Origin of the sequence: Massilia sp. LjRoot122 (assembly GCF_964252725.1) — a bacterium.
Lineage (GTDB): Bacteria > Pseudomonadota > Gammaproteobacteria > Burkholderiales > Burkholderiaceae_D > Telluria.
In genome coordinates this window covers 4,718,669-4,733,377 of the sequence record NZ_CAXUPB020000001.1, presented here as the reverse complement: position 1 = coordinate 4,733,377, position 14,709 = coordinate 4,718,669, and the positions used below count along the sequence as shown (strand labels likewise).

The 14,709-nt window shown below is 64.1% G+C and carries 11 protein-coding genes; 8 read left to right on the top strand and 3 right to left on the bottom strand.

Features of this window, described 5'->3' with window-relative positions:
* Positions 1-78: 78 nt before the first annotated feature.
* The 3 genes from ACSQ25_RS20800 (at position 79) to ACSQ25_RS20790 (ending at position 2,553) form a co-directional block, all read left to right on the top strand.
* Positions 79-336 carry a BTH_I0359 family protein gene (locus ACSQ25_RS20800; RefSeq protein WP_027865841.1) on the top strand — a complete coding sequence of 86 codons (258 nt, stop codon included), beginning with the start codon at positions 79-81 and terminating at the stop codon, positions 334-336.
* Positions 337-411: 75 nt separating this feature from the next.
* The gene (locus tag ACSQ25_RS20795; protein WP_436107567.1) at positions 412-1,176 is read left to right on the top strand and encodes a class II glutamine amidotransferase; all 765 of its coding nucleotides are present in this window, start codon (positions 412-414) and stop codon (positions 1,174-1,176) included.
* A 99-nt stretch (positions 1,177-1,275) separates the two neighbouring features.
* Positions 1,276-2,553 carry an EAL and HDOD domain-containing protein gene (locus ACSQ25_RS20790; RefSeq protein ID WP_436107566.1) on the top strand — a complete coding sequence of 426 codons (1,278 nt, stop codon included), beginning with the start codon at positions 1,276-1,278 and terminating at the stop codon, positions 2,551-2,553.
* Positions 2,554-2,646: 93 nt separating this feature from the next.
* Here ACSQ25_RS20790 and metH read toward each other — a convergent pair whose 3' ends face one another.
* The gene (metH, locus tag ACSQ25_RS20785; protein ID WP_436107565.1) at positions 2,647-6,414 is read right to left on the bottom strand and encodes a methionine synthase; all 3,768 of its coding nucleotides are present in this window, start codon (positions 6,412-6,414) and stop codon (positions 2,647-2,649) included.
* Positions 6,415-6,664: 250 nt separating this feature from the next.
* On the opposite strand from metH, the gene ACSQ25_RS20780 reads away from it, so the two are divergent.
* Positions 6,665-6,898, top strand: a complete 234-nt coding sequence (locus ACSQ25_RS20780; RefSeq protein ID WP_436107564.1) for a BrnA antitoxin family protein — start codon at positions 6,665-6,667, stop codon at positions 6,896-6,898.
* A gap of 37 nt (positions 6,899-6,935) precedes the next feature.
* On the opposite strand, the gene fmt is transcribed toward ACSQ25_RS20780, so the two are convergent.
* Both fmt and def read right to left on the bottom strand, forming a co-directional pair.
* Positions 6,936-7,883 carry a methionyl-tRNA formyltransferase gene (gene fmt, locus ACSQ25_RS20775; protein ID WP_436107563.1) on the bottom strand — a complete coding sequence of 316 codons (948 nt, stop codon included), beginning with the start codon at positions 7,881-7,883 and terminating at the stop codon, positions 6,936-6,938.
* Positions 7,880-8,419 (bottom strand): peptide deformylase, encoded by a 540-nt coding sequence (gene def, locus ACSQ25_RS20770; protein ID WP_436107562.1) that lies wholly within the window; start codon positions 8,417-8,419, stop codon positions 7,880-7,882. The genes fmt and def overlap by 4 nt, the downstream gene beginning before the upstream one ends.
* Positions 8,420-8,628: 209 nt before the next feature.
* Between def and ACSQ25_RS20765 the strand changes: the two genes are divergently transcribed.
* The 4 genes from ACSQ25_RS20765 (at position 8,629) to ACSQ25_RS20750 (ending at position 14,489) form a co-directional block, all read left to right on the top strand.
* Entirely contained in the window at positions 8,629-9,723 is a 1,095-nt protein-coding gene (locus tag ACSQ25_RS20765; protein WP_436107561.1) for a LysM peptidoglycan-binding domain-containing protein, read from the top strand.
* Positions 9,724-9,731: 8 nt separating this feature from the next.
* Positions 9,732-10,862 (top strand): DNA-processing protein DprA, encoded by a 1,131-nt coding sequence (gene dprA / locus ACSQ25_RS20760; RefSeq protein ID WP_436107560.1) that lies wholly within the window; start codon positions 9,732-9,734, stop codon positions 10,860-10,862.
* 236 nt (positions 10,863-11,098) lie between these two features.
* Entirely contained in the window at positions 11,099-11,557 is a 459-nt protein-coding gene (locus tag ACSQ25_RS20755; protein WP_436107559.1) for a DUF494 family protein, read from the top strand.
* 259 nt (positions 11,558-11,816) lie between these two features.
* Positions 11,817-14,489, top strand: coding sequence for a DNA topoisomerase III (locus ACSQ25_RS20750; protein ID WP_436107558.1), 2,673 nt, complete (start codon positions 11,817-11,819; stop codon positions 14,487-14,489).
* The last annotated feature ends 220 nt before the right edge of the window (positions 14,490-14,709 follow it).

Below are 14,709 nucleotides of genomic sequence, written 5' to 3'. Positions count from 1 at the left end.
TAACCGAAGTGATCAGCTAACCGCCTGCCGCCACGCGCTTAGTCTGCACAATTACTCTGATCGAGAGAAGGAGTCATCATGAACATGATCTACAACAGCGAACAGTATAGCGTCGTCGAATTTGGCGTGGATCGCGACCTCGAAGCCCTGCGCTTCGGCGGATACGAGATCGTCGACAAAGCCGGCCGGCGCGAAGCGTTCATCGGCGGCAAACTGGCTCAATCTTTCCGACGCGATGTGAACAACCTCATCGCAAGCGAGCCGACCATGGAAGAAATCGACGACTTCCTGGGTTCCTACGACACCCTGATGAGCCAGCCAGTCGTGCTGCACTAAACTCAGGAAAGAGCCGCTGCCTGTTTCGAGGGGGCAGTGGCGCTAACGGCACCTCTGGCGTGGTAAGCTGCGCGCATGTGCCAGCTCCTCGGAATGAACTGCAACGTCCCCACGGACATCGTCTTCTCCTTCACCGGCTTCGCCCACCGCGGCGGCCGCACCGACACCCACCACGACGGCTGGGGCATCGCTTTCTTCGAAGGCAAGGGAGTCCGCCACTTCGTCGACCACCAGGCCGCCATCGCCTCGCCGATCGCCGAACTGATCAAGCGCTACCCGATCAAGTCGACCAACGTCATCGCCCATATCCGCAAGGCCACGCAAGGCCAGGTCGCGCTCGAGAACTGCCATCCCTTCGTGCGCGAACTGTGGGGCCGCTACTGGGTGTTCGCCCACAACGGCGACCTGAAGGATTTCGCGCCCGCGCTGCACGGCCCCTTCCGGCCGGTCGGCAACACCGACAGCGAGCTGGCCTTCTGCTGGCTGATGCAGGAACTGCGCAATACCTTCGGCGACACCGCGCCCGCCCTGGCGGACCTGCGCACGGCGCTCGAGCGCCTGGTGCCGCAGATCGCCGCGCACGGCACCTTCAACATGATGCTGTCGGACGGTACCGCGCTGTTCACCCACTGCTCGACCAAGCTGTGCTACATCGTGCGCCAGTATCCCTTCGCCGCCGCCTGCCTCGCGGACGAGGACCTGTCGGTCGACTTTTCGCAGGTGACGACGCCGAAGGACCGGGTCGCCATCATCGTTACCGAGCCGCTGACCAATAACGAAACATGGACCCAGTTCGCCCCCGGGGAACTGAAGCTGTTCGTGGACGGCTTGCCGCAGTGAGGTCGAAGGGTTATCGTTCCGCTAATAAATTAGTGTTAATACACCACACGGTCTGACGAATACGGTAAAGTATCCAGGTTCGCGAGCCCACCAGACGACATGACCGATACCGCCAGCCCTGATCAGGCCTCCCAGCCTTTAAAACTGCGCAATTTCTACCTCGGGCGCCAGCCGGTGCTCGACCGTAACCAGGCGCTGTTCGGCTACGAGTTGCTGTTCCGCGGCAGCGCCCAGGGGCCGGCGCAGATCGATTCCGGGCTGTCGGCCAGCGCCAGCGTGATCCACCATGCTTCGCAGCTGGGCCTGCCGCGCGCGATCGGCGATGCCACCGCCTTCCTGAACGTCGACACCGACGTGCTTCACAGCGACATGTTCGCCTTCCTGCCGCGCGAACGCACCGTGCTGGAGATCGTGCGCTCGGTCGAACCGACCGATGCCGTGATCCAGCGCATGACCGAACTGTCGACCCACGGATTCCGCTTCGCGGCCGAGGCCTCGGCCCACGGCGCCAGCCTGGCGCGCCTGCTGCCGGTGATCGACTACGTCAAGATGGATCTGCGCGAGCTGCCGGTGGTGACCCTGCTGTCGCTGGCGCCGCGCCTGCGCGGCACCGGCAAGCGCCTGGTCGCCGAGAAGGTCGAGACCCACAACGAATACCGCACCTGCCTGGACATCGGCTTCGATTACTTCCAGGGCTATTACTTTGCCAAGCCGACGGTGATCGCCGGCCGCAAGCTGTCGCCCTCGCAGGCGGCGGTGATGGAGCTGATGAACCTGGTGAGCTCGGATGCCGACAACATCGAGATCGAGCGCGCCGTGAAGAAGGACGTCACGCTCGGCCTGAACCTGCTGCGCCTGGTGAACACCCCGGCGGCCGGGGCAGGGCGGCGCATCGAGTCGATCAGCCAGGCCCTGATGCTGCTGGGCCGCCGCCAGCTGCAGCGCTGGCTGCAGATCATGCTGTACGCCGAGCCCGGCGTGCGCGGTCACAACCTGAGTCCGCTCCTGATGCTGGCCACGACCCGCGCGCGCCTGATGGAGCTGCTGGCCGAGCGCCTGCGCCCCAGCCAGCGCAACGTGGCGGACATCGCCTTCACGGTGGGCATGATGTCGCTGATGGACACGCTGTTCTGTATCCCGATGCAGGACATCGTGGAACAGATTCCCGTGATCGACGAAGTGCGTCACGCGCTGCTGGTGCGCAAGGGCTTCTTCGGCGAGCTGCTGAGTCTGGCTGAATCGATCGAGCGCATGGACGACGCGCAGGACGAGGTGCTGCCCGCGTTGCACGAGCTGTCGATGGACGGCGACGACCTGGCCGAACTCGAGGTGTCGGCTTTCGAGTGGAGCGACAAGGTCGTTCGCTACGCGATCTAAGCGCTGAGTCGGGTTTCCGTAGGGTGGGCGGGTCTCCCGCCCACGCTACGGTAATCGATAGTGCGACCAGACCGCGTCGCGTCCGTGCATCGATTACAGGTTCGGCGCGAGGTAGCGTTCCAGTTCGGCCCTGTCCATGCCGCGGCGGCGCGCCATGTCCTCGACCTGGTCGTCGCCGATCTTGCCGACCACGAAGTACTTCGAGTCCGGGTGGGCGAAGTAGAAGCCCGACACCGCGGCGCCCGGATACATCGCGAAGGACTCGGTCAGCTCCATGCCGATGTCCTGGGCCTGCAGGGTGCGGAACAGCTCGGCTTTCACCGTGTGTTCCGGGCAGGCCGGGTAGCCCGGCGCCGGGCGGATGCCCTGGTAGCGTTCCGCGATCAGCGCCTCGTTCGACAGATCCTCGTTGGCCACATAGCCCCACAAGTCGGTACGCACGCGCTCGTGCAGGTATTCGGCGAAGGCTTCGGCCAGGCGGTCGGCCAGGGCCTTCAGCATGATCGACGAGTAGTCGTCGAGCGCCGCCTCGAAACGCTGCTCGTGCTTTTCGATGCCCAGGCCCGCGGTCACCGCGAACATGCCGATGTAGTCGGCCACGCCCGAGTCCTTGGGCGCGACGAAATCGGACAAGCACTGGTTCGGGCGCTGTTCGCCGTCGACCACCGGCTTGACGCCCTGCTGGCGCAGGCCGTACCAGGTGAAGGCGACGTCCTTGCGCGACTCGTCGGTATAGATCTCGATGTCGTCGTCGTTGACCGAGTTCGCCGGCAGCAGGGCGATCGCGCCGTTGGCCGTCAGCCAGCGGCCTTCGATGATCTTCTTCAGCATCGCCTGGGCTTCCTCGAACACCTTGGACGCGGCTTCGCCCACCACCTCGTCGCTGAGGATGGCGGGGTAGGGCCCGGCCAGGTCCCAGGTCTGGAAGAAGGGACCCCAGTCGATGTAGCGCGCCAGTTCGCCCAGCTCGACGTTCTTGAACACGCGGCGGCCGATGAACTTCGGCTTCACCGGGGCGTATTTCAGGCGCGCCTTGTTGCCGCGGGCCTGCTCGAGCGTGAGCATCGGCAGCGCCTTCTTGTTGGCGTGCTGCACGCGGATGCGTTCGTAGTCCTGGGCCAGCTCGATGATGTAGGCGTCGCGCGTCTCGTCGGTCAGCAGCGACTGGCCCACCGACACCGAACGCGAGGCGTCCGGCACGTAGACCACCGGGCCTTCGTAGTGCGGCGCGATCTTGACAGCGGTGTGGGCGCGGCTGGTGGTGGCGCCGCCGATCAGCAGCGGGATCTTCTTCTCGCGGAAGTAAGGGTCGCGCTGCATCTCGCGCGCCACGTGGGCCATTTCTTCCAGCGAAGGCGTGATCAGGCCCGACAGGCCGACCATGTCGGCATTCTCTTCCTTGGCCTTGGCCAGGATGTCCGAGCACGGGACCATCACGCCCATGTTCACGATCTCGAAGTTATTGCATTGCAGGACCACCGAGACGATGTTCTTGCCGATGTCGTGGACGTCGCCCTTGACGGTCGCGATGACCATCTTGCCCTTCGGCTTGGCGACGATGCCGGTGCGGCGCTCTTCTTCCGCCTTCTCTTCTTCGATGAAGGGGATCAGGTGGGCCACGGCCTGCTTCATCACGCGCGCCGATTTCACCACCTGCGGCAGGAACATCTTGCCCTGTCCGAACAGGTCGCCGACGATGTTCATGCCGTCCATCAGCGGGCCTTCGATCACGTGGATCGGACGGCCGCCGGCGTTCAGCACCTGCTGGCGCATCTCTTCGGTGTCTTCGACGATCCACTGGGTGATCCCGTGCACCAGCGCATGCGCCAGGCGCTTCTCGACCTTTGCCTCGCGCCACTCGAGGTTCTGTTCCTGCTTGCCGCCGCCGGCCTTCAGGGTGCCGGCGAATTCGATCATGCGCTCGGTCGCGTCCTCGCGGCGGTTCAGCACCACGTCCTCGACGCGCTCGCGCAGTTCCGGCGACAGGTCGTCGTAGACGCCGACCATGCCGGCGTTGACGATGCCCATGGTCAGGCCGGCCTTGATCGCGTGGTACAGGAAGACGGTGTGGATCGCCTCGCGCGCCGGGTCGTTGCCGCGGAAGCTGAACGAGACGTTCGACACGCCGCCCGAGACCTTGGCGTGCGGCAGGTGCTTGCGGATCCAGGCGGTGGCTTCGATGAAGTCCACGGCGTAGTTGTTGTGCTCTTCGATGCCGGTGGCGATCGCGAAGATGTTCGGGTCGAAGATGATGTCTTCCGGCGGGAAGCCGACCTTCTCGACCAGCACCTTGTAGGCGCGGCCGCAGATCTCGGTCTTGCGCGCGAAGGTGTCGGCCTGGCCCTGCTCGTCGAAGGCCATCACGATGACGGCGGCGCCGTAGCGGCGGCACAGGGTGGCCTGGCGGATGAATTCCTCTTCGCCTTCCTTCATCGAGATCGAGTTGACGATGGCCTTGCCCTGCACGCACTTCAGGCCCGCCTCGATCACCGACCACTTGGAGGAGTCGATCATGATCGGCACGCGCGAGATGTCGGGCTCCGACGCGATCAGGTTCAGGAAGCGCGTCATCGCGGCCACCGAATCCAGCATCGCCTCGTCCATGTTGATGTCGATGACCTGGGCGCCGTTCTCGACCTGCTGGCGCGCCACCGACAGCGCCTCGTCGAACTGCTCGTTCAGGATCATGCGCGCGAAGGCTTTGGAGCCGGTGACGTTGGTGCGCTCGCCGACGTTCACGAACAGCGAGCTGTCGTCGATGGTGAAGGGCTCCAGGCCCGACAGGCGCATCGCGACCGGGATGGCCGGCACCTGGCGTGGCGTGTGGCCTTCGAGGATCTTCGCAATGGCGGCGATGTGCTCGGGCGTGGTGCCGCAGCAGCCGCCGGCGATGTTGACGAAGCCGGCGTCGGCGAACTCGCGCAGCAGGGCCGAGGTATCGGCGGGCAGCTCGTCGAAGCCGGTGTCGCTCATCGGGTTGGGCAGGCCGGCGTTCGGGTAGATGCACACGAAGGTATCGGCGATCTGCGACAGCTCTTCGGCATAGGGGCGCATCAGCGCGGCGCCGAGGGCGCAGTTCAGGCCGATGGTCAGCGGCCTGGCGTGGCGCACCGAGTTCCAGAAGGCGGCGACGGTCTGGCCGGACAGGATGCGGCCCGAGGCGTCGGTGACGGTGCCCGAGATCATCAGGGGCAGGCGCGGGGTTTCCGGATGCTCGTCGAAGTACTGGTCGATCGCGAACAGCGCGGCCTTGCAGTTCAGGGTGTCGAAGATGGTCTCGACCAGCAGCAGGTCGGACCCGCCGTCGACCAGGCCGCGCACCTGCTCGTGGTAGCTCGCCACCAGCTGGTCGAAAGTGATGTTGCGTGCGGCCGGGTCGTTGACGTCCGGCGAGATCGAGGCGGTCTTCGGCGTCGGGCCGAGGGCGCCGGCGACGAAGCGCGGCTTGTCCGGCGTGCTGTATTTGTCGCAGGCGGCACGCGCGAGCTTCGCGGCTTGCACGTTCATCTCGTAGGCGAGATGCGCCATGTGGTAGTCGTCCTGGGCGACGCCGGTGGCGCCGAAGGTATTCGTTTCGACCAGGTCGGCGCCGGCAGCGAGGTAGCGCTCGTGGATTTCCTGGATGATGTGCGGCTGGGTGAGGGTCAGCAGCTCGTTGTTACCCTTGACGAACAGCTCGCGCGCGCCAGCGCCTTTGGGGGCGGCGAAATCCTTGAAACGCTCGCCGCGGTAGGCCGCTTCATCCAGCTTGTACTGCTGGATGATGGTGCCCATCGCACCGTCCAGGATCATGATGCGGCGCTTCAGGATGTCGCGCAGCTGGGAGTCGATCGGGGAGAGGGTGCGAAGTGGGGCGTTCATGTGGCGTCTTTCTCGAAAAACGGCTTTACAGGCCGTTAACTGTTGGGCGGTCTACGATTATACGTCATGACGCGGCATCGCTCAGGCGAGGCCAAAAAGCCGGTTTTGTGTATGTATCTTTATGTATGGAAATCGCAAACTGTTACATGACGTTACAAAACCCGGTGTATCCGCAATCTTTACGTTACATACACGGACGACAATTACCCCGTCGCCACAGTGTTGGCGAAGCTTTTAACGGGATGATTGCATGAACAAAGAGTATGAGCCGGATTGGGATCAACCGGTGAACCGCATCGAAGAACCGGCTGTCGCCGCGAAGCCGCAAACGATCAACGGCGTGAAGCAGATCGTCACGATCCGCCTGGACGTGGACATGCTGGAATGGTTCAAGTCGGCTGGTCCGGGTTACCAGACCCGCATCAACCAGGTACTGCGTGAGTACATGGATGCGCAGCGTGCTGCGGCGCCGCAAGAGAAGTAATGAAGTAATGTATCGGGGCGAATGCCCCGATTTTCTTTTACGAGAAGACTTTCCCGGCCAGCGGGAAGCTTTTCAGGAACTCCGCAGCCGCCAGGCGCTTGCCGCCGGGTTTTTGAAGTTCAGTCATGCGCAGTGCGCCCTTGCCGCATGCGACCACGATGCCTTGCGCATCGGCCGCCAGCACCTGACCCGGCGCGCCATTGCCCGACACCAGTTCCGCATTCCACACTTTGACGGTCACGCCCTCGACCAGCCCTTGCGCACCCGGGAAGGGATTGAAGGCACGCACCCTGCGCCACAGCAGCTCGGCCGGCAGCGTGAAGTCCAGCTTGGCTTCTTCCTTGCTGATCTTGGCGGCATAGGTCACGCCCGCTTCCGGCTGCGGCACGGCCTCCAGCTGACCGGCGGCCATCTTGCGCAGCGCATCGACGATCATGCGGCCGCCCAGCGCGGCCAGCTTGTCGTGCAGGCTGCCGGTGGTGTCCGCACCCTCGATCGCGATGCGTTCGATCAGCATCATCGGCCCGGTGTCGAGGCCTTCTTCCATGCCCATGATGGTCACGCCGGTTTCAAGGTCGCCCGCTTCGATCGCGCGGTGGATCGGCGCCGCCCCGCGCCAGCGCGGCAGCAGCGAACCGTGGATATTGATGCAGGGCTTGATATTGAGCGTGCTGAGCGGCAGGATCAGGCCATAGGCCGCCACCACCATCACGTCGTAATCCAGGGCCAGCAGGCGCTCATGGGCGGCGCGCGCTTCTTCCGCGCGCTGCGGGTCCTTCGCATCCATGCGTAAAGAAAGCGGCTGCGCCACTTCCATGCCATGGGCCAGCGCATACTGCTTCACTGCAGAGGCCTGCAGCTGCATGCCGCGCCCGGCCGGGCGGTCGGGCTGGGTCAGGACCAGAGGAATCTCGAAGCCGGCCTCGTGCAGGGCACGCAGGGCGACGGCGGCGAACTCGGGGGTGCCGGCGAAGACAACTTTCATCGGCGCGCGGAGCGCAGCGCGGCGTCGCGTTCCAGGCCACGCTCTTCCTTCTGCAGCTTGGCCTTGATGCGATTGCGCTTGAGCGGCGACAGGTATTCGACGAAGACCTTGCCCATCAGGTGGTCCATCTCGTGCTGGATGCACACGGCCAGCAGGCCATCGGCCTCGACTTCGAATTCCTTGCCTTCGACGTCATAGGCCTTGCACTTGACGCGCGCCGGACGCTCGACGCCGTCGTAGATGCCAGGCACCGACAGGCAGCCTTCGTCGTAGACCTGCTTTTCTTCGCTGGCCCAGGTGATTTCCGGGTTGATGAAGACCATCAGCTGGTCGGTGGTTTCGCTGACGTCGATGACGAGCACGCGCTCGTGCACGTCCACCTGGGTGGCGGCCAGACCGACGCCCGGTGCGTCGTACATGGTTTCGGCCATGTCCTTGACCAGTTGGCGCAGGCGCTCGGTGCCGAATTCGGTAACCGGCTTGGCGATCTTGTGCAGGCGCGGGTCAGGGTAGCGGAGGATCTTCAGTAAGGCCATGGTCGAATAGTAAAAGGGAGTATCAGTTCAATAAGGTTTGTGCGCGCGTACAGAAATGCAACACCTCTTCGCTCCGGCAGGACGCGGTTTGTCTTGCTAGTTCAGGGATTTGTGTGCAGAATTTGATTCAGTACGGCAACCTTTTGTCCATCCGGTGTCAAAGCCGCAATCCATGTACGCAACAGCGGACGCAATGACGGACGTATGCAATGAAAAATTTTAGCACAGTCGTGACCCGCGCTGCTGCCGTGGCGCTGGTCGCGTGTGCCGTGGCGACCCCGGTCCAGGCTGCAAACTGCAGCTTCCGTCCGAATGCGCCCGACCAGCACGTCGTGGTCAAGGGCGATACGCTCTGGGACATTTCCGGCACCTTCTTGCAGAACCCCTGGTGCTGGCCGCAGGTGTGGGGCATGAACCGTGACGAGATCCGCAACCCGCACTGGATCTATCCTGGCCAGATCATCTATTTCGACCGCGCGCGCGGCCGCCTGTCCCTGAACCCTCCGGGCGAAGGCGACGGCCGTGGCGAGCCGCCGATCACCAAACTGTCGCCGCAGCTGCGCAGCGAATCGCTCGAGCGCGACGCCATCCAGGCGATCCCGGCCGGCATGATCGAACCCTACCTGACCCAGCCGCTGGTGGTCGAGGCGGGCGAACTGGCGCGTGCGCCGCGCATCGTCGCCTCGCAGGAAGGCCGGGTCTACCTCGGCACCGGCGACCGCGTCTACGTCAAAGGCGAACTGCAGGGCGGCAAGACTTTCCAGGTATTCCGTCCGAGCGGCGCGTTGAAGGACCCGCAGACCGGCAAGGTATTGGCGCACGAGGCCGCCTACCTGGGCAGCGTCACCCTCGACCGCGCGGCGGCGCCGGGCGTCGATGCGCACAGCTTCCGCGTCAGCGAGACGCGCCAGGAGATGGGCGTGGGCGACCTGCTGATCCCGATGCCGCCTTCGCCGGTGCGCAACTACATGCCGCACCCGCCGGCCCAGACCGTCGATGGGCGCGTCATGTCGATCTATGCGGGCGTGACCTACGCCGGCCAGAGCCAGGTCGTCACCGTGAACCGCGGTTCTGTTGACGGACTCGATGTCGGCTCCGTGCTGCAGCTCTATCATCTCGGGAAGACGGTGCCGGACCCGGCCAAGAAAGGCGTGCTCGGCTTCGGCAGACAGACGATCAAGCTGCCCGACGAGCAATATGGCAGCCTGTTCATTTTCCGTGTGTTCAAGAACGTTTCGTACGGCTTGATCATGCAAGTGACGGCGCCGGTGGAAGTCGGCGACGTGGCCCGCTCACCGGAGTAAACCCTACCGTGCAGGACACGGCCCCCTCATCTCCCGCATCCAGCCTTCCGGACACCCGTGCCGTCGCCGACTGGATCCGGCTGGAGGGGACGGCCGGGGTGGGGTGCCGGACTGCCCGGCTGCTGCTGGATGCCTTCGGCTCGCCCGCGGCAATCTTCCGCGCCGGCCATGCGGCCCTGGCCAGCCACGTGCCGGCCGCGCAGGCCGCCGCGCTGTGCGCTCCCGTCACGCCCGAGCTCGCACGCCAGCTCGACCTCACGCTGGACTGGCTGTCCCAGCCGAACCACCATCTCCTCACGCTGCAGGACGCCGACTATCCGCCGTCCTTGCGGCACATTTCTGATCCGCCATTGCTGCTCTATATAGCGGGGCAGCGCTCCCTCCTGTCCTCGCCCATGATCGCCATGGTCGGCAGCCGCAATGCGAGCACCCAGGGCAGGGCCAATGCCGGGAACTTCGCCGAAGCCCTGTCACGGGCGGGCCTGTGCGTGGTGTCGGGCATGGCGCTCGGCATCGATACCGCCGCCCACGAAGGCGCCTTGCGCGGCCCGGGCGCGACCGTCGCCGTCATCGGCACCGGCCCCGACCGTGTCTATCCGGCACGCAACCGCGCGCTCGCCCACCGCATCGCGGAAGAGGGCTGCATCGTCAGCGAATACGCATTGGGCACGCCTCCTGTCGCCAGCAATTTCCCGCGCCGCAACCGCATCATCAGCGGCATGGCGGCCGGCGTGCTCGTGGTCGAGGCGGCGGCGCAGTCCGGATCCCTGATCACGGCGCAGATGGCGGCCGAGCAGGGGCGCGAGGTGTTCGCACTGCCGGGATCGATCCACTCGGCACTGGCCAAGGGTTGCCACCAGTTGATCCGCGAGGGCGCGCACCTGGTCGAGACCGTGGACGAAGTGCTCGATGCGATGCGGGTGTCGCCGCTGGCGCGCATGGCTGCGCCGCCATGCAATGCGGGCAAGGCCGGCTTGCTGGCGGTGCTGGGCCACGATCCGGTAGCGCCCGACAGGCTGCTCGATTGCACGGAAGGCGATGCCGGCCGGCTGGCCGGCGAACTGCTGGCGCTCGAGCTGGCCGGACTGCTCGAGCGGCTGCCCGATGGGCGCGTGCAACGCGTGGTCGGAGCAGGATAAGACGCTTCAATTTTTGGAAGTATAAGCGTTCTCTTCCATGCGTCGCGCATGAGGCAATGTCTGAAAGAGTATTCTTCTTGAGTTAAGTTTGTGAAATGTTTGGCCTGATTTCTGTTAAATATCGACAAAACTGAATGAACCGATAAGGCCTCCAAACAACGTTTTATGTGCAGGGCGCGAGCGCGCGCGTGCCACACTTGTGCCTCGGCGAGCTTAGCTGCTACAGTAGCGTCACTATGTTCGACATCCTGGTTTACCTCTACGAGACGTACTATCGTCCTGACGCCTGCCCCGAGCCGGCGGCCCTGGCACGCAAGCTGTCCGCCGTCGGTTTCGATGACATCGAAATTTCCGAGGCGCTCGACTGGCTGTCCGGGCTGACCGAAGCGGCAGTTTCCGACGCAATCGATGCATGCACCGGCATCCGCTATTATGTGGACGAGGAATACATCGAACTGGGCAGCGCTGCCATCGGCTTCATCCAGTTCCTCGAGAGCGCCAAGGTGCTCAGTCCGACGCAGCGCGAAATCGTCATCGAGCGGGCGCTGGCCTGCGACGAGTCGCCGGTGGCGCTGGGCAAGCTCAAGATCATCGTGCTGATGGTCCTGTGGAGCCAGGGCAAGGAGCCCGATGCGCTCATGTTCGACGACCTCTTCGGCGACGACGACGACCAGGAACCACGCTTGCTGCACTAAGCGATCCAACAGAATACACAACGGGGCTCAGGCCCCGTTTTTCGTTTCTGTGCCACCATTTTTGGGCCGCGCTGCCTCACCAGGGTGCGCTCCGCCAGCGGAATGTGCACTTGCAGTCGGCGCGGCATCGCGCTTATCATTGGCCGCTCAATCCAGATTGTTACTATTCGGACACTACGGCTTTCACAACCGTCCAGCCTGCAAGCATGTATGATGCGCGGGCAAAAGCCACTTATATATAGAGCACCCGAGAAACACTATGACCAAATCCCTCATCATCGCCGAGAAGCCGTCGGTCGCGAACGACATCGCGAAGACGCTGGGCGGCTTTACCAAGCACGATGAGTACTTCGAGTCCGACCAGTACGTGCTGTCGTCCGCAGTCGGCCACCTGCTCGAAATCGCGGTGCCGGAAGAGTTCGACGTCAAGCGCGGCAAGTGGAGTTTCACCCACCTGCCGATGATCCCGCCGTACTTCGCGCTGAACCCGATCGCCAAGACCGAATCGCGCCTCAAGGTGCTGAACAAGCTGATCAAGCGCAAGGACGTCACTACCCTGATCAACGCATGTGACGCGGGCCGCGAAGGAGAACTCATCTTCCGCCTGATCGCCCAGAATGCGAAAGCGAAGCAGCCGGTCAAGCGCCTGTGGCTGCAGTCGATGACGCCGGGCGCGATCCGCGACGGTTTCAATAACCTGCGCAGCGACGACGAGATGCTGCCGCTGGCCGATGCCGCGCGCTGCCGCTCGGAAGCGGACTGGCTGATCGGCATCAACGGCACCCGCGCCATGACCGCCTTCAACTCGAAGGAGGGCGGCTTCTACCTGACCACCGTGGGCCGGGTACAGACCCCGACCCTGTCGATCGTGGTCGAGCGCGAAGAAAAGATCAAGAAGTTCATCCCGCGCGACTACTGGGAAGTGCGCGCCGAATTCGTGTGCGCGGCCGGCATCTATGAAGGCCGCTGGCTCGACCAGAATTTCAAGAAGGACGAGAACGATCCGGAGAAGCGCGCCGAGCGCCTGTGGAGCAAGGCCGCCGCCGACTCGATCGTGGCTGCCTGCCGCGGCAAGCAGGGCGTGGTCACCGAGGAATCGAAGCCGACCACCTCGATGGCGCCGGCCCTGTTCGACCTGACCTCGCTGCAGCGCGAGGCCAACGGCCGCTTCGGCTTCTCGGCCAAGAACACGCTCGGCCTGGCCCAGGCGCTGTACGAGAAGCACAAGGTGCTGACCTACCCGCGTACCGATTCGCGCCACCTGCCGGAAGACTACATCGCCACCGTCAAGAGCACGATGGAGTCGCTGAACGACACCAACAACTACCAGCAGTTCTCGAAGCAGGTGCTGAAGAACGGCTGGGTCAAGCCGAACAAGCGCATTTTCGACAACACCAAGATCTCGGACCACTTCGCGATCATCCCGACCGGCGTCATCCCCAAGAATTTGACCGAGCCGGAACAAAAGCTTTATGACTTAGTGACGCGCCGCTTCCTGGCCGTGTTCTTCCCGCCGGCCGAGTTCCTGGTGACGACCCGCTTCACCGAAGTCTCGGGCCACCAGTTCAAGACCGAGGGCAAGGTGATGACCAACCCCGGCTGGCTGGCAATCTACGGCAAGGAGTCGCAGACCGACGACAAGGACGGCGCCAACCTGGTGCCGGTGCAGAAGGGCGAGAAGGTCCTGGCAGACAAGGTGAACCCGAACGGCCTGGTGACGAAACCGCCAGCACGCTACACCGAAGCGACGCTGCTGTCGGCAATGGAAGGCGCGGGCAAGCTGGTCGACTCCGACGAGCTGCGCGACGCCATGGCCGGCAAGGGCCTGGGCACGCCGGCGACGCGCGCGGCCATCATCGAAGGCCTGCTCACCGAAAAATACCTGGTGCGCGAAGGCCGCGAGCTGATCCCGACCGCCAAGGCGTCCCAGCTGATGACGCTGTTGCGCGGCCTGGGCGTCAATGAACTGACCGCGCCCGAGCTGACCGGCGAGTGGGAATTCAAGCTGTCGCAAATGGAGAAGGGCAAGATCTCGCGCGACGAGTTCATGCGCGAGATCCAGCAGATGACGCAGATTATCGTCAAGCGCGCCAAGGAATACGACAACGAGACCATCCCGGGCGACTATGCGACCCTGCAGACGCCGTGCCCGAACTGCGCCGGCGTGGTCAAGGAAAACTACCGCCGCTTCGCCTGCACCAAGTGCGAGTTCTCGATGTCGAAGACGCCGGGCAGCCGCCAGTTCGAGATCAGTGAGGTCGAAGAACTGCTGAAGAACCGCACCATCGGTCCGCTGCAGGGCTTCCGCTCGAAGATGGGCCGTCCGTTCGCGGCGATCCTGCGCATCGTGCGCGATGAAGACATCAAGAACTTCAAGCTCGAATTCGACTTCGGCCAGGACCAGGACGACGGCGAGGAAGGCGAGGGCGTCGACTTCACCGGCCAGACCGTGCTCGGACCCTGCCCGAAGTGCGCTTCCGGTGTGTACGAGATGGGCCTGGCCTACGTGTGCGAGAAGACGGTCGCCAAGCCGAAGGCCTGCGATTTCCGCAGCGGCCGCATCATCCTGCAGCAGGAGATCCTGCCGGAACAGATGGCCAAGCTGCTCAACGACGGCAAGACCGACCTGCTGCCGGGCTTCGTGTCGCAGCGCACCCGCCGCGCCTTCAAGGCCTTCCTGGTGCGCGGCAAGGACGGCAAGATCAGCTTCGAGTTCGAGGAGCGCAAGGCCAAGCCGGGCGCGAAGGCCAAGGCGGCTGCGGACGATGGCGCTGCCGAGGGAGCGGAAGGCGCGGACGGTGCGGCGGCACCGGTGAAGGCGGCGCGCAAAGCACCAGCCAAGACCGCGGCCAAGGCCGCGGCGAAAGCGCCGGCCAAGACGGCGGCGCGCAAGCCGGCGGCGAAGAAGATTGCGTCGGCGGCGAAGAAGTAATCCTGCCTTGCTGGCGGTGGAAAACGCGAACCTGAGGGTTCGCGTTTTTTTTGCACTGGCGGTTTGCAAGTCAAATTGGGTTCCGGCCTTCGCCGGAACGACGGTTTTGCGGTTAGCTATTTTTGCCAACGTCGCAGGTATTCAAATCTCCTACCATCTACCAACGTCATCCCGGCGCAGGCCGGGATCCAATTCCCTTGCATATCCGCACCGCATCCAT

What these genes read in the sequence shown, in the direction of transcription:
- ACSQ25_RS20800 (WP_027865841.1), top strand. Translation starts at nt 79, where the DNA reads ATGAACATGATCTACAACAGCGAACAGTATAGCGTCGTCGAATTTGGC.
- ACSQ25_RS20790 (WP_436107566.1), top strand. Translation starts at nt 1,276, where the DNA reads ATGACCGATACCGCCAGCCCTGATCAGGCCTCCCAGCCTTTAAAACTG.
- ACSQ25_RS20765 (WP_436107561.1), top strand. Translation starts at nt 8,629, where the DNA reads ATGAAAAATTTTAGCACAGTCGTGACCCGCGCTGCTGCCGTGGCGCTG.
- def (WP_436107562.1), bottom strand. Translation starts at nt 8,419, where the DNA reads ATGGCCTTACTGAAGATCCTCCGCTACCCTGACCCGCGCCTGCACAAG.
- ACSQ25_RS20780 (WP_436107564.1), top strand. Translation starts at nt 6,665, where the DNA reads ATGAACAAAGAGTATGAGCCGGATTGGGATCAACCGGTGAACCGCATC.
- ACSQ25_RS20755 (WP_436107559.1), top strand. Translation starts at nt 11,099, where the DNA reads ATGTTCGACATCCTGGTTTACCTCTACGAGACGTACTATCGTCCTGAC.
- ACSQ25_RS20750 (WP_436107558.1), top strand. Translation starts at nt 11,817, where the DNA reads ATGACCAAATCCCTCATCATCGCCGAGAAGCCGTCGGTCGCGAACGAC.
- fmt (WP_436107563.1), bottom strand. Translation starts at nt 7,883, where the DNA reads ATGAAAGTTGTCTTCGCCGGCACCCCCGAGTTCGCCGCCGTCGCCCTG.
- ACSQ25_RS20795 (WP_436107567.1), top strand. Translation starts at nt 412, where the DNA reads ATGTGCCAGCTCCTCGGAATGAACTGCAACGTCCCCACGGACATCGTC.
- metH (WP_436107565.1), bottom strand. Translation starts at nt 6,414, where the DNA reads ATGAACGCCCCACTTCGCACCCTCTCCCCGATCGACTCCCAGCTGCGC.